The organism is Streptomyces kurssanovii (assembly GCF_040677245.1).
GTDB classification, from domain to species: Bacteria; Actinomycetota; Actinomycetes; order Streptomycetales; family Streptomycetaceae; genus Streptomyces; species Streptomyces kurssanovii.
In genome coordinates, this window is the sequence record NZ_JBFAQK010000023.1 from 1 (window position 1) to 18,359 (window position 18,359).

Annotated in this window: 18 protein-coding genes; 9 read left to right on the forward strand and 9 right to left on the reverse strand. The window is 72.8% G+C overall.

Translation table 11 applies throughout. From position 1 onward, the window contains the following. Nucleotides 1–92 precede the first annotated feature (92 nt). The 3 genes from AB0K36_RS18040 to ligD form a co-directional block, all read right to left on the reverse strand. Entirely contained in the window at nt 93–527 is a 435-nt protein-coding gene (locus tag AB0K36_RS18040; RefSeq protein ID WP_364595000.1) for a DUF4440 domain-containing protein, read from the reverse strand. A gap of 84 nt (nt 528–611) precedes the next feature. Beyond that, a complete protein-coding gene (locus AB0K36_RS18045; RefSeq protein ID WP_364595002.1) occupies nt 612–1,517 on the reverse strand; it encodes an ATP-dependent DNA ligase in 906 nt (301 codons plus the stop codon). Continuing rightward, on the reverse strand, nt 1,514–2,401 hold the full coding sequence (gene ligD / locus AB0K36_RS18050; protein WP_364595005.1) for a non-homologous end-joining DNA ligase: 888 nt from the start codon (nt 2,399–2,401) through the stop codon (nt 1,514–1,516). Before ligD ends, AB0K36_RS18045 begins: the two co-directional genes overlap by 4 nt. 51 nt (nt 2,402–2,452) lie before the next feature. Between ligD and ku the strand changes: the two genes are divergently transcribed. Next, nucleotides 2,453–3,502, forward strand: coding sequence for a non-homologous end joining protein Ku (gene ku / locus AB0K36_RS18055; protein WP_364595008.1), 1,050 nt, complete (start codon nt 2,453–2,455; stop codon nt 3,500–3,502). Nucleotides 3,503–3,930: 428 nt separating this feature from the next. On the opposite strand, the gene AB0K36_RS18060 is transcribed toward ku, so the two are convergent. Then, on the reverse strand, nt 3,931–4,524 hold the full coding sequence (locus AB0K36_RS18060) for a TetR/AcrR family transcriptional regulator (protein ID WP_364595011.1): 594 nt from the start codon (nt 4,522–4,524) through the stop codon (nt 3,931–3,933). Nucleotides 4,525–4,569: 45 nt separating this feature from the next. Between AB0K36_RS18060 and AB0K36_RS18065 the strand changes: the two genes are divergently transcribed. The 4 genes from AB0K36_RS18065 to AB0K36_RS34730 all read left to right on the forward strand — a co-directional run bounded on the left by AB0K36_RS18065 (nt 4,570) and on the right by AB0K36_RS34730 (nt 6,745). After that, entirely contained in the window at nt 4,570–5,463 is an 894-nt protein-coding gene (locus tag AB0K36_RS18065; protein ID WP_364595014.1) for a DUF2867 domain-containing protein, read from the forward strand. A gap of 137 nt (nt 5,464–5,600) precedes the next feature. Then, nucleotides 5,601–6,056 (forward strand): carboxymuconolactone decarboxylase family protein, encoded by a 456-nt coding sequence (locus AB0K36_RS18070; protein ID WP_364595017.1) that lies wholly within the window; start codon nt 5,601–5,603, stop codon nt 6,054–6,056. 98 nt (nt 6,057–6,154) lie between these two features. Next, entirely contained in the window at nt 6,155–6,604 is a 450-nt protein-coding gene (locus tag AB0K36_RS18075) for an SRPBCC family protein (protein WP_364595020.1), read from the forward strand. Between the two features lie 66 nt (nt 6,605–6,670). Then, a complete protein-coding gene (locus AB0K36_RS34730; RefSeq protein WP_373297613.1) occupies nt 6,671–6,745 on the forward strand; it encodes a 50S ribosomal protein bL37 in 75 nt (24 codons plus the stop codon). Between the two features lie 202 nt (nt 6,746–6,947). Here the strand turns inward: AB0K36_RS34730 and AB0K36_RS18080 are convergent, their stop codons facing one another. The 3 genes from AB0K36_RS18080 to AB0K36_RS18090 all read right to left on the reverse strand — a co-directional run bounded on the left by AB0K36_RS18080 (nt 6,948) and on the right by AB0K36_RS18090 (nt 10,274). Beyond that, nucleotides 6,948–7,352, reverse strand: a complete 405-nt coding sequence (locus AB0K36_RS18080) for a DUF779 domain-containing protein (RefSeq protein WP_364595023.1) — start codon at nt 7,350–7,352, stop codon at nt 6,948–6,950. Continuing rightward, nucleotides 7,352–8,869, reverse strand: a complete 1,518-nt coding sequence (gene adh, locus AB0K36_RS18085) for an aldehyde dehydrogenase (RefSeq protein WP_364595026.1) — start codon at nt 8,867–8,869, stop codon at nt 7,352–7,354. The genes AB0K36_RS18080 and adh overlap by 1 nt, the downstream gene beginning before the upstream one ends. Nucleotides 8,870–9,041: 172 nt before the next feature. Further along, nucleotides 9,042–10,274 (reverse strand): GAF domain-containing protein, encoded by a 1,233-nt coding sequence (locus AB0K36_RS18090; RefSeq protein WP_364595029.1) that lies wholly within the window; start codon nt 10,272–10,274, stop codon nt 9,042–9,044. A gap of 241 nt (nt 10,275–10,515) precedes the next feature. Here AB0K36_RS18090 and AB0K36_RS18095 point away from each other — a divergent pair, with 241 nt between their 5' ends. The 4 genes from AB0K36_RS18095 (at nt 10,516) to AB0K36_RS18110 (ending at nt 15,700) form a co-directional block, all read left to right on the forward strand. Further along, entirely contained in the window at nt 10,516–11,595 is a 1,080-nt protein-coding gene (locus AB0K36_RS18095; RefSeq protein WP_364595032.1) for a polyprenyl synthetase family protein, read from the forward strand. Nucleotides 11,596–11,916: 321 nt separating this feature from the next. After that, nucleotides 11,917–13,110 carry a nuclease-related domain-containing protein gene (locus AB0K36_RS18100; RefSeq protein WP_364595035.1) on the forward strand — a complete coding sequence of 398 codons (1,194 nt, stop codon included), beginning with the start codon at nt 11,917–11,919 and terminating at the stop codon, nt 13,108–13,110. A gap of 128 nt (nt 13,111–13,238) precedes the next feature. Beyond that, nucleotides 13,239–15,191, forward strand: a complete 1,953-nt coding sequence (locus AB0K36_RS18105) for an AbeC-like domain-containing protein (protein ID WP_364595038.1) — start codon at nt 13,239–13,241, stop codon at nt 15,189–15,191. Continuing rightward, nucleotides 15,188–15,700, forward strand: a complete 513-nt coding sequence (locus tag AB0K36_RS18110) for a hypothetical protein (protein WP_364595041.1) — start codon at nt 15,188–15,190, stop codon at nt 15,698–15,700. The genes AB0K36_RS18105 and AB0K36_RS18110 overlap by 4 nt, the downstream gene beginning before the upstream one ends. Nucleotides 15,701–16,202: 502 nt before the next feature. On the opposite strand, the gene AB0K36_RS18115 is transcribed toward AB0K36_RS18110, so the two are convergent. Then, nucleotides 16,203–17,435: an outer membrane protein assembly factor BamB family protein gene (locus AB0K36_RS18115; protein ID WP_364595044.1), complete on the reverse strand. Its 1,233-nt coding sequence runs from the start codon at nt 17,433–17,435 to the stop codon at nt 16,203–16,205. 377 nt (nt 17,436–17,812) lie between these two features. Beyond that, nucleotides 17,813–18,268, reverse strand: a complete 456-nt coding sequence (locus AB0K36_RS18120) for a MarR family winged helix-turn-helix transcriptional regulator (protein WP_364595047.1) — start codon at nt 18,266–18,268, stop codon at nt 17,813–17,815. Nucleotides 18,269–18,359: the final 91 nt, after the last annotated feature.

An 18,359-nucleotide genomic window follows, 5' to 3' on the forward strand; every position in this document is an offset into this window, starting at 1 on the left:
CGCGGACCGGCCCGCGAGGCGGTGCCCGTCGTGCTCGCGCCCTGCCGGCCGGGGAGATGCCGGGGGGTGACGCCCCCCGGCCGGCAGGGCCGTCACTGGCGGAGGTTGTCCCCCCAGCCGCCCTGCATCATCGTCTGGAACGCCCACGTGCCGTCCTGCTTGATCAGGATGTCGGCGTACCGCAGCTGCTGGGTCCGGCCGTCCATGGTCATGGTCGAGTCCGTGAAGACGACGGCCATCGCGGGGGAGAGGAACACCGGGGTCCGTACCGACTCGAACGAGATGTCGTCGCTCCCCTCGCCCATCACATGGCTCATGGTCTCGACGAACTGCCGGCGGTCCCACTGGGCGGAGGCGCCGTTGCCCGCGGCGTCGTCGCTGATCAGATTGAGCGGGAACACTGCCATGTCCGCCATACGCCCGACGTCGCGCTTGGCGCTGTGCGCGTCGTAGGCGGCGAACCACTCCTGGATGCTCGCCAGGTCCTCCGCGCTCGGGGTGTATCCGGTGTCGGGCAGAAAGGTCACACTCTCTCCTTGCCGTTCATCAACTGGAGCCACACGTGTGCGTCGCAGAAGGTACTGCCCGCACAGCCCATTAGTCAAACTTGATTAATCGAGTTCTTCCGGTGACCGCAGCCGTACCACCGTGGTCACGGCGTGGCGCGTCGTGCCCAGCTCCACCTCCACGGTCACCCCCGGCTCCACCGCCCGGTAGGTGACCTCGCCGATCCCGGTCGCCACCGCCGTGCCGCTCCCGCCGCCCGCCCGCCCGGCGAGCAGGGCCGCCGCCTGCGTCCGCAGCGCCGGCGTCAGCGGGCCGGACACCACCGGGGTGTCGTCGTCGGGCAGCACCACGACGAGGGCGGCCGGACGCTCGGCGCCGCCGGTGAAGCCGACGACGGCCGCGTCATGGGTGCGGGTGTGCCGGAGCTTGCGCCACAGCCGCGCACCGCCCCGGTACGACTGGTCCAGCCGCTTGATCACCAGCCCCTCGACGCCGATCCCGGGCAGGCTCTCGTACCAGCCCTCCGCCTCCGCCCGGTCCCGCGTCATCGGCACGGGCTGGAGCGGCGGCCCCAGCGGCCCGGCCACCGCCACCAGCCGCGCCCGCCGCTTCTCGTACGCGAGCGGTCGCAGGTCCACGCCGCCCTCCGCGAGCAGGTCGAAGGCGGCGTACGAGGCGGGCAGGGCGCGTGCCAGCGCGGGCGCCCTGCCCGGTGTGGCGGCCGCGCGCTTCTGCACGGCGGCGAAGTCGGTGCGCCCGTTGCGCCACACCACGACCTCGCCGTCGAGCACCGTGTCACCGGGCAGTTCGCGCGCCGCGGCGGCCAGGTCGGGGAAGGCGGCCGTGACGATCCGCCCGGAACGGGCCTGCAGCAGCACCTCGCCGCCGATGTGGAAGATCACCATGCGGTGCCCGTCGAACTTCGGCTCGTACGCCAGCCCGGCGCCCCGCGGCAGCGTGTTCACCGACTCGGCGAGCGCGACCTTCAGGGGCGGCCGGGGCAGCGTCACGGCAGGCGTCCGGCGCTGCCGGGGTCGTCCACGGAGGCGAAGAGGTCCCCGTACCGCTCCAGCCGGGGCGCGATGTCGTGGAGCCGGAAGACGAGGCCGGCCCCGTCCGCGCGGCCTTCCTCGACCTCCTCCCATGTGACCGGTGCGGAGACGGCGGGCTCCGTGCGGGCGCGCAGGGTGTACGGAGTGGCGGTCGTCTTCGCGGCGGCGTTCTGGCTGTGGTCGACGAAGACCTTGCCCGGCCGCAGCGAGCGCGCCATCCGGTGCAGCACCAGCTTCGGCAGCGCGGCCTCGCCCTCGACGGCCAGCGACTTCGCGTAGGCGGAGACCTGCTCGGAGGGGGTGGGCGTCACCGGTACGACCAGATGCAGGCCCTTGGAGCCGGACGTCTTGGCGTACGCCTCCAGCCCGTCCCGCGCGAGCCGCTCGCGCAGCCACACGGCCACCTCGCAGCACTCGGCGATGGTCGCGGGTGCGCCGGGGTCGAGGTCGAACACGAGGCGGTCGGCGACGGCGGGGTCGTCGGCCCGCCACTGCGGGGTGTGGAACTCGACCACCAGGTTGGCCGCCCAGACGAGTGACGCGAGGTCGTCGATCACGACCTGGCGGGCCTTGGGGTCCTCAGAGCGGGGGACCGGCGCCGTGCGCACCCAGTCCGGGGTGCCAGGCGGCGGGTTCTTCGTGAAGAACAGCTGCCCGTCCGGCCCGTCCGGATATCTCAGGAAGGACACCGGGCGGCCCTTGAGGTGGGGGAGGATCGCCTCCGCCGTGACGGCGTAGTAGTGCACGATCTCGCCCTTGGTCGTCCCGGTGGCGGGATGGATGACCTTCTCCAGGTTGGAGAGCGCCAGGCGCCGCCCCTCCACCTCCGTGATCGGCGTCATACGATGAGAATCCCACGAAACCCGAAGTTTTTCGGACGAAAGGGATGAAACGTGCGATCCATCTGGAACGGCGCGATCTCCTTCGGGCTGGTCAGCATCCCGATCAAGCTGGTCAACGCCACCGAGAACCACTCCGTCTCCTTCCGCCAGGTCCACGCCGCCGACGGCGGCCGGATCCGCTACCGCAAGGTCTGCGAACTGGAGGAGAAGGAGGTCACGCCGTCCGAGATCGGAAAGGCGTACGAGGACGCCGACGGATCGATGATCCCGATCACCGACGAGGACCTCGCGGCGCTCCCGCTGCCGACCGCGAAGACGATCGAGATCGTCGCCTTCGTGCCCGCCTCCGCGATCGACCCGCTTCAGATGGACGCGGCGTACTACCTCTCCGCCAACGGCGCGCCGGCCGCCAAGCCCTACACCCTGCTGCGCGAGGCGCTCAAGCGCTCCGAGCGGGTCGCGATCGCCAAGTTCGCGCTCCGCGGCCGGGAGCGGCTCGGCATGCTCCGGGTCGTGGACGACGTGATCGCCATGCACGGGCTGCTGTGGCCGGACGAGATCAGAGAACCGGAGGGTGTGGCGCCGCAGACGGACGTGGCCGTACGGGAAGCCGAACTCGACCTGGCCGACGCGCTGATGAACACCCTCGGTGAGGTCGATCTCGACTCGCTGCACGACGACTACCGTGAGGCGGTCGAGTCCATGATCGCCGCGAAGGTGGAGGGGGGCGGCGAACTCCCCGAGCACGCCCCGGCGGAACGCGAGGGCGGCAAGGTCATCGACCTCATGGCGGCTCTGGAGAGCAGTGTGCGGGCGGCGCAGGAGGCGCGGGGCGAGGGGGCGGAGGAGCCCTCCGGCGAGGAGGCGCGGGTGACGCCGATCAAGGGGCGGCGCGCGGCGGCCTCGCCGAAGTCGTCCGGCGGCACGAAGAAGTCGACCTCGACGGCGGCGAAGAAGACGGCCGCCAAGAAGACGGCGGCGAAGTCGACGTCGACCGCGGCGAAGAAGTCGGCGTCCAGGTCCACGACGAAGTCGACGTCCTCCGCGGAGAAGAAGCCGGCGCCGAAGAAGTCCACGCCGCGCAAGCGCTCCTCGGCCTGAGCGCTCCACCGCCAGTGCGTCGCGCGGCCCGCTCCGGCGCGGGGCCGGAGGACGTGTGCCTGCGGCTGCGCGCCGGGCGCGTGTGCGGTGGGCGACGGTCGGGTGGTGCGCTGGCGCGCATCCCGCTCCGGCGCGGGGAGCAAGGTGCGGTGGGGGCGAGGCGCCCACCCGGTTGACCCCGCCGCGCCTGTGGCGCTGGGCGGCCGGGACGGCGCGCGGTCCGTCGGCGCCTGGCCGGAGGTGGCGGGCCGAGTCGGACGTGAAGGTGCCGTCGTCGTCGGCGTTCTTCGGCCATGGGGCTCCGACCGCGCCGGGGCGCGGCGGCGGATGACGGTCGGGACGTCGCGGGGTCGGCGGGCGGTGGCGCCGGGCCAGCGCGTCGCGCGGCTCGCTCCGGCGCGGGGCCGGAACGTGGGGCCGGTGGGCGGCTATCGGCGGAGGAGGGTGTCGACGACCGATTCCAGGTAGGCGTTCCGGCCGGCGCCGGTGGGCAGGGCGTGGGGGACGGCATGGCTGAGCTGGGTGTGCCCGAGGTAGCTGCTGTAGGCCAGCAGGCCGAGCCGGGCCGCCTCCTGTGCGCCGAAGCCCAGCTCCTCGAAGAGCCCGGCCACGTACCCGATGCGGCGCTCGGTCACCCGCTCGAGGACCGCGGCCACCCGGGGGTCGGCGGCGGTGGCGAGCAGTGACACCTCGAGCGGATCGTCCGCGGCCGACGTCGTCGCGTGGTGCAGCAGGGTGCGCAGCCGCTTCTCCGGGTCGGCCTCGGCCTCGACGGCGACGATGATCTGCTCGGTGCAGATCTCCTCCCAGCGCTCGAGCGCCGCGGCGACCAGCGCGTCCCGGTTGGTGAAGTGCCAGTAGAAGCTGCCCTTGGTGGTGCCGAGCCGGGCGGCGAGCGGTTCCACGGCGACCCCGGCGAGCCCGCGCTCCGCCATGGCCGCGAGAGCGGCGTCCGCCCAGTCGCCGGCGGTCAGCCGTTTGCGCTCCCGGTTCTTCTCCGTCTCACCCTTCCGCATCTCCATACGGTACCGTACGGAGAAACGTACGCCACCGTATGGAGGTGCGTGATGCGCACGCTGCGGAACGTTCACGAGCGGATCGTCGACGCCCCGGCGGAGACCGTCGGGGCCCTGCTGGACCGCGTCTCGGCCCCCGACGACCCGCTCAGCCCCACTCCGGTCTGGCCCCCGATCCGCTTCGACCGGCCGCTCGGTGTCGGCGCCGACGGCGGCCACGGCTTCGTCCGCTACGCGGTCGGGGAGTACGAGCCCGGCCGCCGCATACGCTTCGACTTCCCGCCCCCGGAGAACGGCTTCCACGCGCTGGAGATCGAGCCGCTCGGCCCCGACCGGTGCCTGGTGCGGCATGTGCTCGAACAGCGGCAGAACGTCCGGGAAACCCTGCTGTGGGCGCTGGTGATCGGGCCCTTGCACGACACGATGGTCGAGGAACTGCTCGACAACGCCGTCCGTGCCGCCACCCCCGGCGCCCCGCTGCGGCCCACCCGCTGGACCCGCAGGGCGCGCCTCCTGCACCGTGTCGTCGGCGACCGGGCCAAGGCCGTCCCGCCCCCGGCGTCGGCCGCCCTGGCCCGACAGGCTTACGAGAAGCCGGACTTCATGGACGCCTGCCGGATCCCGCTGAACCCCGGAACGCCCCGGGACCCCGGTGCCTGGCGCACCGTCCTCCCGTTCCCCGTCCGTGCGACCGCGCCGAACGAGATTCTCCTGGGCGAGGACGCGGGGCACCTCGACTTCCGGGCCTCGCTCCTCATCGAGGACGACACGGCCACGCTCACGACCGTCGTCAGGCTCCACAACCGGCGCGGCCGCCTGTACTGGGCCCTGGTGCGCCACTTGCACCCCCTGACGGCCCGTCTGATGCTCACCCGCACCCGCCGCCGGCTGGCCCGCCGGGCGGCACCCGCACCGCTGCGCGCGCCCGAACCGGCCCCGGGCTGACGCATACGGCGCCCGGCCGGCAGCCGCCCGTGAAAGGTGTTCCCCGGAATTCCGCCCGGCCTGTCACATCTGCCCGTCGCCGAATGTCATGTCGGTGACGGAGCACGAACGCAGCGGAAGCGATGAGGAGCACGATCATGCAGGCACGGATCAGCAACCCGGCAGACGTCATTCCCGAGGCCATGCAGCCCGTACTCGACCTGCTGAAGGCCGCCCGCACGGGTGGAGTCCCCTCGGCGACACTGGAGTTGGTGCACCTGCGGGCCAGTCAGATCAACGGGTGCAGCTACTGCGTCGTCGCCGGTACGCAGAGCGCCCGCAAGGCCGGGGAGACGGAGGAGCGGCTGGCGGCCGTCGCGGCCTGGCGGGAAACGCCGTACTTCACCGACGCGGAGCGTGCGGCCCTGGCGCTGACCGAGGCGGCGACCCGGCTGGCCGACCGGTCCGACCCCGTCCCGGACGACGTCTGGAACGCGGCCGCCGAGCACTACGACGAGAAGCAGCTCGCCTCACTGACGCTGATGATCGGCGTGACCAACATGTTCAACCGGTTCAACGCCACCACCCGCCAGATCGCCGGCGCCGGCTGGTAGGCCGGCGCCCCCCGGCCGGTCGCGGCGCGGGCCCCTCACCGCGATCCTGACCGCAGGCAGGACGGCAGATCCGGCCGGGAGAGGAGCGGGTGAGCGGTATGAGCATCGACGAAACGGCCGAGCGTCTGATCCCGCTGCCGCCCGAGCGCGTCGCGTCCTACGCCATGGACTGGCGCCACGACCACGAGTGGACCCAGGGCATCCGCCGCGCCGCCCTGACGCGGGAGGCCGAGGGCGGCGGCTTCGGAGCGGGGGCCGAGGTGACCCGGACGGCCTACTTCCTGGGCAAGCGGATCGACTACGTGCTGCGGGTGGCCGCCTATGAACCGCTCCGGCTGCTCGACATGGTCTCGGTGGCGGGTCCGATGCCGATGCACGTCACGTACACCTTCGCGCCACGGCGGAACGGCACCCTGGCCCGTATCCGGGTGCGCGGCGAGGCCGGCGGCTACTACCGCGTCGCCGCCCCGCTGATGGCGCGCAAGGTGCGTGGCTCGATCGGCAAGGACCTCGCGGACCTGGAGCGGGTGCTGACCACGGCGAGCTGATGCGGCCCCGAGGTGCGGTTCCTAGACTGGCGGCGTCCGAAAGGTCCCGATTCGAGGGAGACCCGCATGTCCAAGCGAGGCAACAAGCGGCGCGCCCGTAAGAAGAAGGGCGCGAACCACGGAAAGCGCCCCAACGCCTGACCGAGCCGTCGCACAGACGGACTCACGGGAGCCGGACCCGGCGGTACGGGTCCGGCTCCCGTGGCGTGAGGCCGCGGAGCGTCCGGCAGGCGGTCCGTGCCGGCAGGCGGTCCGTGCCGATCAGCAGGGCAGCCGGTCAGCAGGTGGCCGGTGGTCAGCCGTTCGGCCGGTGGATCGGCCGGTGGATCGGCCGGTGGATCGGTCAGCCGGTCACCTCGTCACCCGTCGGCAAGGGCGGCTCCGCCTCGATCCGGGTCAGCTCGGCGTCCGTGAGAAGCCGGGACCGGAGCAGGAACCGCACCCCCTCCGGCGCCTCCAGCGAGAAACCGCTGCCCCGTCCGGGCACCACGTCGACGGTGAGGTGGGTGTGCCGCCAGTACGCGTACTGGTCCGCGCTCATCCAGAACGGGGTGCCGCCGGCCACCACGCCGAGCAGCACGTCGGAGCCGCCGACCCGGAACTCCCCCCGTGGGTAGCACATGGGCGCGCTGCCGTCGCAGCAGCCACCGGACTGGTGGAACATCACCGGCCCGTGCCGCGCGGCGAGTCGCCCCACCAGTTCCCCGGCGGCGGCCGACAGCTCCACCCGCCTCGCCCGCTCGGCCATCAGAAGAACCCGAGCTTCTTCGCCGAGTAGCTGACCAGCAGGTTCTTCGTCTGCTGGTAGTGGTCGAGCATCATCTTGTGGTTCTCCCGGCCGATGCCGGACTTCTTGTAGCCGCCGAACGCCGCATGCGCCGGGTAGGCGTGGTAGCAGTTGGTCCACACCCGGCCGGCCTTGATCTCCCGGCCCAGGCGGTACGCCGTGTTCCCGTCCCGGGTCCACACGCCGGCACCCAGGCCGTACAGCGTGTCGTTCGCGATCTTCAGCGCCTCGTCGACCGAGTCGTACGTCGTGACGGAGACGACCGGGCCGAAGATCTCCTCCTGGAAGATCCGCATGTCGTTCCTGCCGCGGAAGATCGTCGGCTCGATGTAGTAGCCGCCTTCCAGCCCCGCCACCGTGCGCGGCCCGCCGCCGGTGAGGATCTCGGCGCCTTCCTGGGTGCCGATGTCGATGTACGAAAGGATCTTCTCGTACTGGTCGTTGCTCGCCTGCGCCCCGATCATCGTCGCCGGGTCCAGCGGATCGCCGCTGACGATCGCCTTCGTGCGCTCGACGCAGCGGGCCATGAACTCGTCGTAGACCGACGAGTGGATCAGCGCCCGCGACGGGCACGTGCAGACCTCGCCCTGATTGAGCGCGAACATCACGAAACCCTCGACGGCCTTGTCCAGGTAGTCGTCGTCGGCGGCGGTCACGTCGGGCAGGAAGATGTTCGGGCTCTTGCCGCCCAGCTCCAGCGTCACGGGAATGATGTTCTCGCTGGCGTACTGCATGATCAGGCGCCCGGTGGTGGTCTCTCCGGTGAACGCCACCTTCGCGACGCGCGGGCTGGAGGCGAGCGGCTTGCCGGCCTCGACGCCGAAGCCGTTGACGACGTTGAGCACGCCGGGCGGGAGCAGGTCGGCGATCAGCTCGACCACCAGCAGCAGGCTGACGGGCGTCTGCTCGGCCGGTTTGATGACGACGCAGTTGCCCGCGGCGAGCGCGGGCGCCAGCTTCCAGGCGGCCATCAGGATGGGGAAGTTCCAGGGGATGATCTGGCCGACGACGCCCAACGGCTCGTGGTAGTGGTACGCCACGGTGTCCGCGTCGATCTCCGCGATGCTGCCCTCCTGGGCGCGGACGACGCCGGCGAAGTACCGGAAGTGGTCGACGGCCAGCGGGATGTCGGCCGCGAGCGTCTCGCGCACCGGCTTGCCGTTCTCCCAGGTCTCCGCCACGGCGATCTTCTCGAGGTTCTCCTCGATCCGGTCCGCGACGCGGTTGAGGATGTTGGCCCGTTCCGTGGCGGACGTCCGGCCCCACTTGCCGGCCGCGGCGTGCGCCGCGTCCAGGGCCAGATCGATGTCCGCGCCGGACGACCTGGCGACCTCGCAGAAGACCTTGCCCGTCACCGGCGTCGGATTGTCGAAGTACCGGCCCTCCACGGGGGCGACCCAGTCGCCCCCGATGAAGTTGTCGTATCGCCGGGCGAAGTCGACGATGCTGCCCTCGGAACCTGGCTGCGCGTACACCATGGCGGCTCTCCTCGGTGGATGGCGAGTGCGGTGGCGCGGCGGCGCTCACGCCGCTGTGCCGAGCACACTGTGAGCGCGCGAGGTTGGCGCGGGGTTGGCGCGGCCCGTCCGCCCCGGCCGGCCGCGGGCGTGGTCCCGCACTCCCGCCGGGGTCCGGACCGCCGGTCCGTCGTCAGTCGTCGCGCAGGGCGGTGCTGAGCCGCGCGGCCGCGAGCGCCCGGCGGGCGTCGCCCGGGCCCAGCAGGCGCAGCGCGTGCTCGTGGACCTCCGCGTCGTACGGTGCCCGTTCGCCGTAGCGGAGGGCGTGTTCCGGGCGGGTGCCGGCGAGGACCGCCTCCCGTACGGCGACCTCCAGTTGCACCCGCCACTCCACGATCCCCGGCGCCTCCGACCGGGGGAGCAGCGGGCCGCGGTAGTGGCGCAGCGCGGCGGTGGTGTCGCCGGTCTCCAGGGCGCGCAGCAGATCGACGGCGTCGCAGGCGACGGGCGTCGTCAGCGCGTAGCGGCGGGTCGCGATGCCGCCGGACAGCGCGCGGCGCAGGTGGGAGATCTCCGCCTTGAAGGTGGAGGCGGTGACGGGCCTTTCGCCGTACAGCGCCTCGCGCAGCCGCTCCGGCGCGAAGCCGTCGGGCTCCAGCGCGAGCAGGGTCAGGATCTCCAGCTGACGCGGCCGCAACGGCAGCGGCGTACCGTCCCGCACGGCTTTCTGCGCCCCGAGACACCGCAGCCGTACGCCGCCGGTGCCACGCGGTCCCGGCGGCTCCGCCCGCAGCCGGGTCTCGATCGTCGAGACCAGCGTGCGCACCGTGGACATGGCCAGCGGGTGCGAGCGGTCCCAGGTGGTCGACAGGTCCAGCACACCGAGGATCCGGCCGCCGGCGTCGCGGATCGGCGCGCAGTAGCAGACCCAGCCGTGCAGGGCGGTGACCAGGTGCTCGGCGGAGAAGATCGTGCTCGGGCGGCCCGTACGCAGCGCCAGCGACAGCGCGTTGGTCCCCATGGCCTGCTCGTCCCACCGGCCGCCCGGCGCGAAGTTGACCCGTTCCGCGCGACGTTGCATGGTCCGGCCGCCGCACGTCCACAGGATGGTGCCGCACTCGTCGGTGACCGCCGTGACGAACCCGGCGTCGTCGGCGATGCTGTGCAGCTCGTCCGTCAGCCCCTCGACCGGGCCGCGCAGCGGCGACCCCGCCCAGCGGTGGTGCACCGTGCCACCGTCCGACACGGGGGCGCTGTCCCGGCCGGGATCGACGCTGCCGAGCGAACGCACCCAGGACTCCGTGACCTCGGGCCGCAACGTCCCGCCGCCGGGCGACCATGTGGCCGCCTTCAACCCGGGCACCCACCGGGACCACTCGTCCTCCAGGGCCGCCCTGCGCCGCCGGAGGTCACTGCGCTGTGACATGTTCTCCCCTGTCGCGGATCGGGGGGGACGACCGACCATTGTTCCCTCGGAGGGCGGACCGCGCACCATGCCGTCGGGCTGATTCTTCCGGTTGGGTCGCGGCGCGGCCGGGGGTCCGGCGCCGGGCCGGCGGTGTCGCTTGACGTCGGCCGCGTAGCTGACGGAATTCCGCCGGGACTCGCCCGGATTCCGCTTCCGGAGGGCCGATTGTGCGCCGCCGCACGCTGGTTACGATCACGGAATGACGAGCTCTGGAGACCACATAGCCGGCGGGTACCACGGGGGAACCGCAGCGGCGGAACACGCGGCACGCGGCGTATGCGACCGACCCGCCACGGAGTTCGCCGCAGGGAACACGAACACCTACGTGGACCTGCACCAGAAGTTCGCAGCGGACATCGACGCCGAGGTGGAGAGCGCGCTCGAAGGCCTCGGTCCGTCGTCGAGCGAACTGAGGACCGCGGTCGCCGGCCTCTTACGTCACCAGACGTTCACGTACCCGCTGTCCGTGCTGCCGCTGCTCGTGCACGGCGCGGAGACGGGTGATCCCGGCCCCGCCGTTCCGATAGCGGCCGTCCACGACCTGTGGTGGACCTCCGCCTGCTACCTCGACGACATCGCCGACGGCAACACCTCGATCGTGGCCGGCGGCGCCCTCGGCGCGCACGAGGCGCTCCTCGCCTCCGTCGTCACCGGACACGTCCTTCCCCTGCGCGTCCTGCGCTCGCTGCCCGTCCCCGAACCGGTGCGCGGCGCCCTGGCGGACGAGGCGCTCCGGTGCGCCGCCGCGGCGGCCGAGGGACAGCTGGCCGACCTGGGCGGCGACGCCCGGCGCGCCACGCGCGAGGCGGTCGCGGAGGTCTACCGCGGCAAGTCCGGCGCACCGTTCGGGATGATCACGGCAATGGCCGCCAGGCTGTCGGGAGCGGACGCGGAACGAGTGGACCGCTGGCGCGAGTTGGGCTCCGTCTTCGGCATCCTGTGGCAGCTCTTCAACGACCAGGAGGACATGCTCTCCGGCCGCGACGAGGATCTTCGGAACGGCACGGTCACCTACCTTCTCGCCTGCGCCCTCGACGGAGCCGGCCACGGACACTCCGACCGGATCACGGCCCTGCACGCCGCCGCCCCGGAATCCGCCGCCGCCCGCACCACGCTGACCGGCCTCCTGCGCGCCCCGGCATCACTCGACCGCTTCCGCCACGACATCCACGGTTTCCGCGACCACGCGCTGCGCATCCTCGCCGGCCTCGGGGGCGACCCGGAGTACCTGCCGCCCCTGACCGACCTGGTGAACCGCTCGTCCCGCGTCCTGATCTGACGCCCGCCCCGCGGGCCGGCCAGGGGGTCCGGCGCCCTGGCCGGGCGCCGGGCCTCCCGCACCGCATGGCCCGCCCCTCGCCACCTTCCTGGCCCGTGCGCCCCGCCGCGCCGTCGGCCGGGCGCACAGGGCACGTACCGACGGCATAGACCCAGGTCCGGCCTCTGCGTGACACCCCGTCGACCAATGCGCCCGGTCTGCGCCCTTCTGCGCGGCGTGTTCACGGGTGAGTCTGTGTCGTACGGGGGCCGGTGCCGCCGTCCGGCGGCACCGGACATCACCGCACGGTCGAGCTCCACTCAGGGGCGAGGGAGGCAGGGCATGCTCGAGGAACTGACGGTCACCGCTTGGCAGTACTTCGGGCACGACCGCCTGTACGTCAACCTGCCCGACGGGACGCCCATCGGCTGGGCGGACCGCAGGACCGGCGGCATCACCGTGGTCCACGCCCGCTATCGCGACGACGTGACCGACGCGCTGGCCCGCAGAGCTCCCGAACTGCTGACCCGCGCCGAGCCGCAGGTGTTCGTCCACCCGGGCGCTCTCGCCGACGCCGAGGGTGACGCGTACAACGACGGCGACGCGTACGCCGACGGTGACACGTTCACCGACCGCGCCGCGTACGCCGACGGTGTCAGGTTCACCAGCGGCGACGCGTACGCCGACGGTGCCACGCTCACCGACGCGTACGCCGGCGGTGATCCGTACTCCCGCGATGACGCGTACCACGACGCCGTCGGACCTGCCGTCACCGTCGGCGCCGCCGAGGCGCACCGTACGGTCGTCGGGGCGCCGCCGGCCGCCCCCGCGCGGGGCTTCCCCGAACCGGCGCAGACGCAACCGTTCGTGCGCCACGGACCCAGGGACCGGCTGCCCCGGCTGACCCCGGAGAACGACCTCGCCTCCCGCAGGCCCGGCGCGACGCTGCGCGCGAACGCCTCGTCCGGCGATTCCGCCGCACAGGACTCCGGCAGGCTCGAACGCCTCAGCTCCCGTCTCCTGCGCCGCCGCCCCATGGACGAGTCGCGTCGCAAGGAACTGCTCGGCGAGCGCCGGACCGGCGCCGAACTGGGCCGCCTCACCCGACACGGCTGGCGCGTCCTGCACTCGATCCCGCTGGCCGACGGCGGGGACATCGACCACTTGCTGATCGGCCCGGGCGGCGTGTTCACGGTCCGGACCGAGTACCACCCGCAGCAGTCCGTACGGGCCGACGACGACACCGTCCGCATCGACGACGGCGACCCGCGCCCGTACATCGCCGAGTGCCGGGCCGAGGCCGCCCTCGTCCGGAAGGTCCTGGAGAGCTACTGCGACTTCCCGGTCCGCGTCCAGCCCGTGCTGGTGTTCGTGGACGCCGCGTCCCTCGATGTGGCGGCCACCCAGACCGACGTACGCGTCTACCGCGAACGCCAGGTGTCCGCCCTGGCCCCCTTGGCGGGCGAGCTCACCGCCCGCGAGGCGGACCGCGTCCACGACGTGGCCCGTCTCGCGGAGGTCTGGCAGGAGATGTAGCGCACGGCTGGAGGCGCAGCCGCGGTACGTCTCAACAACCGCACTGAACACGCCAGTTGGGCGCGATGCCTTCTGTTGTCCGGTCCTGTGCTGCGAGCATCATGGGGCGGACGACACGGGGGGCCGGTATGGCGAGTCAGTGGTGGACGAACGTCCGGGAGAGAGCGGGCAAGGACCATGTCGACGCGCTGATCATGCGCATCGCGATGAACGCAGGCCCGGATCCGGGCGCCCTCGTCGATCCGGGCGCCCGCTCGGGCCCGGATGCCGACGTGGACGCCCGCCCGGACGCCGGCCACGACCCCCGCCTGCGGCCCTTCGCGGATCCCGGCGCACCGGACCTGGTGACGCGGCTGCTCTGCTCGGCCCTCTACGTACGTCCCAGCCGGATCGGCAAGCGGCTGCTGGAACGCCGCCTGCGTCGTGAGCGGGCGGGCCGGACCTGGCGGGGCCGGCGGCGGACCGTCTTCCTGACCGACAAGGGCACTTGCCCACCGCTGGGTGAGGCCGCCGCCCGCTGGGTCGTCAGGCACGTGCTGCACGGACCGCGGCTGCCCGTCCCGTCGTTCGGGTTCGACCTGCTGCCCGTGGTGGCCCACAGCCTCCGGGCTCGCCGCATCAGAAGGCTGCGACACGTAGCGCTGCTGGTCGTCACCGCCCTCGTGGCGTTGATCGCCCCGACGGCCGCGGCCTTATGGGCTGCGGCCGCGCTGCTGGGCTTCGTGATCACCGGCGGCGGGGCGGGAAAGGCGCCGAGCAAGGAGGCGGGTGACGGCAGCGATGGCGCGCGGAGCGACGGCACCCGCAAAGCGGCGGGCGACGGGCCGGGCACAGCGCGGACCAGCGGAGCCGGGTTCCTCCTGTGGATCCCGCCGCTCGTCGGCGTCTTCGCCCCGTGGTCCGCCCTGGAGGAGGAAGGTCGGGCCTGGACGCTCCTGTTGCCGCTGGTGTGGCTGCTCTGCGCCTGGCCGGTGTACTTGGCGGACCGGCTGATCGCCCGGCACAGCGTGTACCGCCTGCTCGCCGACGCCGGGACCCCCACCGGCGGCGCACGGCAGACGCCGGACGGCGGGACCCTGTGGACACCTTCCGTCGGACGTCACAGGAAGCGCCGAGCCGCTGAACTGGCCGAGGGGCAGGTACGACCGGAGCACCCCTACGACGCAGAGCAGCGGTTCGTCGGGGCCGGCCTGGACCTGTGGGCGCCGGCCGTCCCCACCACGTCCCTGAAGACGACAGGCGCTGCTGACGGCGGCGAAACCGAGGGGGGCGCACGTCCGTTCGGCGAGGCCGAACTGCTGGAGCACATAGGCGCCGCTCTCCTCCGTATCGAGGAGGCCGAAGGGCTCACCGAGCCGCTGCCCGGCTTCTCCGTGACCCAGGTCGTCGGCATCCAGGCCCCTTTGTGGCTGATCCGCGCCCGAGGTTCGAAGCACACCGAACCCGACCTCCACGACAGCCGGTACGCACCTTCCGGCCGTCCCGAGCGGCTCTACCTCCGGGCGCGGTGCGTGACCTGGCAGGGCCAGGTCACCGTGACCATGTTCGTCAACGTGGCGCTGGAGGCGGGCAGGCTGCGCCTCACCCTGCGCCCGCACGTCATGGCGCCCCTGCACAACCGGCTGGTCCTGAACGTCCTGCGCGAGATGCTCCCGCTGTACCAGGTGGTGCTGTCGGGGCTGGGGGAGTCGCTCCTCGACACGTTCACGGGGGCCCTGGCGCCCTGGTACCGCCGGCGGGAACAGCACGGCAATGTGCGGGACCCGGTCAGTGTGCGGGAGCACTTCTCGATGCCGGAGATCTCCGACATGCATCAGAGCGACGACGAGCGCCGGCTGGTGGTGCTCATGGAGTCCTGCGTGTTCGACGCCGTCTCCTCCTTCCTCAAGGACCACGGCATCGACTCCGGGAACTTCGACCAGCAGGTCTCCGTGATCATCAACAACATCCAGGTGTTCGGCGACAATCTGGCGCCCATCCAGAGCATCGCGGGAGCGCAGGTGTCCGGCTCGGACCAGCACGCGGGAACCAACGGCGCGGCGCGGGCCGGCCGAGGGGCGACGAGGAGGAATGCCGAGTGAGCGACGCACGCGGCCTGTTCGGCCGCCGGAGAAGGGGACCGGCAGCGGATCCGCAGGGACACGACCCGGACGGGACCGAGGGGCGGAACGCCCCGGAGCCCGCGGAGAACGCCCCGGCACCGGCCGCGCATCCACCGCCGAGGCCCACGTCGGGGGTCAGTGTGGGAGGCGCGAACTACGGCACGATCCAGCACGTCGCCGGCCACCACGTCTCCGGTGTTCGCCAGTCGGCCACCACCGGGGACATCACGGCCGCCGACGTGGAGGACGTCCGGGCTCTGCTGAGCCGGTTCCGGGCCGAACTCGCCCTCCACGAGACCGAACTGCCGATGGCGGACACCCTGCGGGCCATGACGTCCGTGGTCGACGCCGGCCTCGACGACCCGACCGCCCGGAACGAGGGGCCGCTGCGCTCCGTCGCCCAGGCACTGCCGGCGCTGGTGGCCGGTACGGCGGTCCAGGAGGGCGGCCAGGCGCTGGCGACGGCTCTCGGCAATCTGCTGGGGTGACCGGGGGAGGCGCCGGCGCCCTGCCGGCGGCGCCTCGGCTTCTACGCGCCCCCGCCGGGGGCGGGGCCCGGCCCGCTTCCCAGGAGACGCCTGGCCCGCCCGTCCGCAGCGGAGCCCCGGCCCGGTTCCCGGCCGCCCCGCGAGGCGCGGCCGAGCTCCCGGCGAGGCCCGGCTCCGCTGCGGATACCCGGCGCTCGCGGGCGAGGCCTGGCTCCGCCGCCGAACCCGGCCCGGTTCCCGCTGCGGATACCCGGCCCGGGTCCCGGCGCTCCCGCGAGGCCCAGCCCGTTGTCCGCGCTCCTGCAAGGCTCGCCCCGCGGCCGCCCCGCCGAACTCCGGGCCGCTGCGGCAGGTTCCCGCCGCTCTCGGGCGAGGCCCGGCCCGACTCCCGCTCCTTCCGGGCGAGGCCCGGCCCGACTCCCGCGCTCGAGCCAAGCCCGCCCACCCGCGGCCGCCCCGGCGAACTCCCGGGCCCGTGCGGCAGGTTCCGCCACCCCTCGGCTCAGACGGCCGGCAGCGCGTACAGCCGCTTGGCGTGCATCACGGCCAGCCGCTTGCCCGCGCCCACCACGTACCACTGCTGGATGGCGCCGGTCTTGTCGTTGTACGTCCAGCGCAGCTTGCCGGTCGCCGCGTCGAAGGCGTGGACGCCGCCGTCCTTGTCGTGCTCGGTCGCGCCGTACAGCGTGCCGCCCACCTTGGTGAACTGCCACGCCTCCGCCGCCGTTTCCAGGAGGTCCTCGTTGTGCCAGAGCTTCTTGCCCGTACCGGGGTGCACCGCCCACATGCCGCGCACGCTGTCGGAGGCGTAGAGCACCCCGTCCAGAACCTGCGGATCGTTGAACGCGCTGAACTCCTCCGTCGCGAGCGACCAGCGCTCCGTGCCCGCGGCCAGCGCGAACGCCCGCAGTCGCTGCCCGTCCGCCACGATCATCAGGTCCTCGTGCACGGCGAAGCGGCGGTGGTTGGACCTGCCGATCTTCTTCGTCCAGAGCTGCCGGCCCGTCGTCGTGTCGCGGACGGTCACGTTCTCCCGGAAGTCGGTGTACGCGAGGCGCTCGCCGACGACCGCGGCGGTGATGCCGTACTCCTCGGTCCCCTTGTCGCGCTGCTCACGCCAGGCGATCTTGCCCGAGGTGGTGTCGATCGCGGCGATCACGTTGGTCGGCGTCGAGAAGTCCTCCTCCAGGATGCCGGCGAGGACATAGACGTGACGGTCGTCGGCCGCGATCGGGCGCGGTTGTTCGTATTCCTTGCCCAGGCGGCTGCGCCAGGTCTCCTTGCCCGTGGCCGGATCGATGCCCACGACATCGCCGTCGTACTCGGCACTGGCGAGATAGAGCGTCCCGCCGCCGATGATCAGCCTGGCACCGGGGACGGTGATGCCCGGCCGCGACCACCGCTCCTTGCCGGTGACGACGTCACGCCCCACCAGCGGGTCGCCCGACACCACGACCGTGTCCCCGATGACCGCGAGCGAGTGCATTCCGGCGAGGTCGTCGTTGGCCGCGTTCTGCTGCCACAGCGGCTTCGGCGCGGTGCCCGGCGGCGGGGTGGTGAAGGTGTCACCGCCCTTGTCACCACCGGGAGTTGTCGCCCCACCGCCGGGGTCGCCGACCTCCTCCTCCGGGGCGCATCCCCAGGCGCCTGCGCCCAGCACCGCCAGCCCGAGCCCCGTACCGGCCAGCCTGAGCGCCTGCCTGCGTGACATCGCGTTCCCGTCACGTCTGCCCATGTCGCTTCCCCGTCCCCGTGTGCGCCCGGATGTTCCGACGCCCCCCTCGGGCGTCTCGAGCGCGGTCAGGCTAGCCGTCGGTTTCCGGCCGATGGCCGGGCAGTACGCAACCGGGACGCGGCCGTGAAACTCCTGTCACACGGCATCAGCGGCATCCGTCGCCCGAGGCGGCGCGGTGCGCGACCGGGGCCGGGCCCGTGTCCTCGTTCCTCCGGTCCGTGTCCTCGTTCCTCCGGTCTGATGGCCGCGCGCCGGGCCCGGGTCCTCGGTCCCACTTCTCCGGCGCCCGGGGTGCGGTCGCCCTCTGCGAGGTCAGTCGCGCGGCCACGGCCGGCCTCGGCGAGATCGGTCCGCGGCCACGGCCATCCTCTGCGAGGTCAGTCGCGCGGCCACGGACGGCCGTCGAGCCGCTCGATGTCGCGGTTGAGCCGGCTGAGGTGGGTGGCGAAGTCGGCGACCTCGTCGGGCGTCCATTCGGCCATCACCTTCTGAAGGCCGCTGATGTTCCTGGCGCGGTCGGCGTCCAGCCGCCGCCGCCCTTCGTCGGTCATGGCGAACTTGCGGGCGATACCGCCCTCGGGATCGGGCATGCGCTCGACCACCCCGGCGCGCAGCATCGCGGCGGTCTGCCGGTTGAGGGTCGACGCGTCGAGTCCGAAGGCGGCGCTGAGCTGGCCGATGCTCATCGGGCCCTCGGCCTGGATGCGGCTGAGCAGGATGTAGGCGCTGCGGTCGAGCCGCTCGCCCTCTCGCCGGTCGCGGGGCGCCAGCAGGTGCATGTACCGCCCGAGCAGCATGGTCTCGAACTCGATCAGGTCAACGGGCTTGTCCACGCGACGTTCCTTCGGCTCCCGGCTCGCCCCCGGTCCCGTGGAGGCCGCCATGCAGCAGGTATACCACGGGATATGTGTATGATGCATGCCG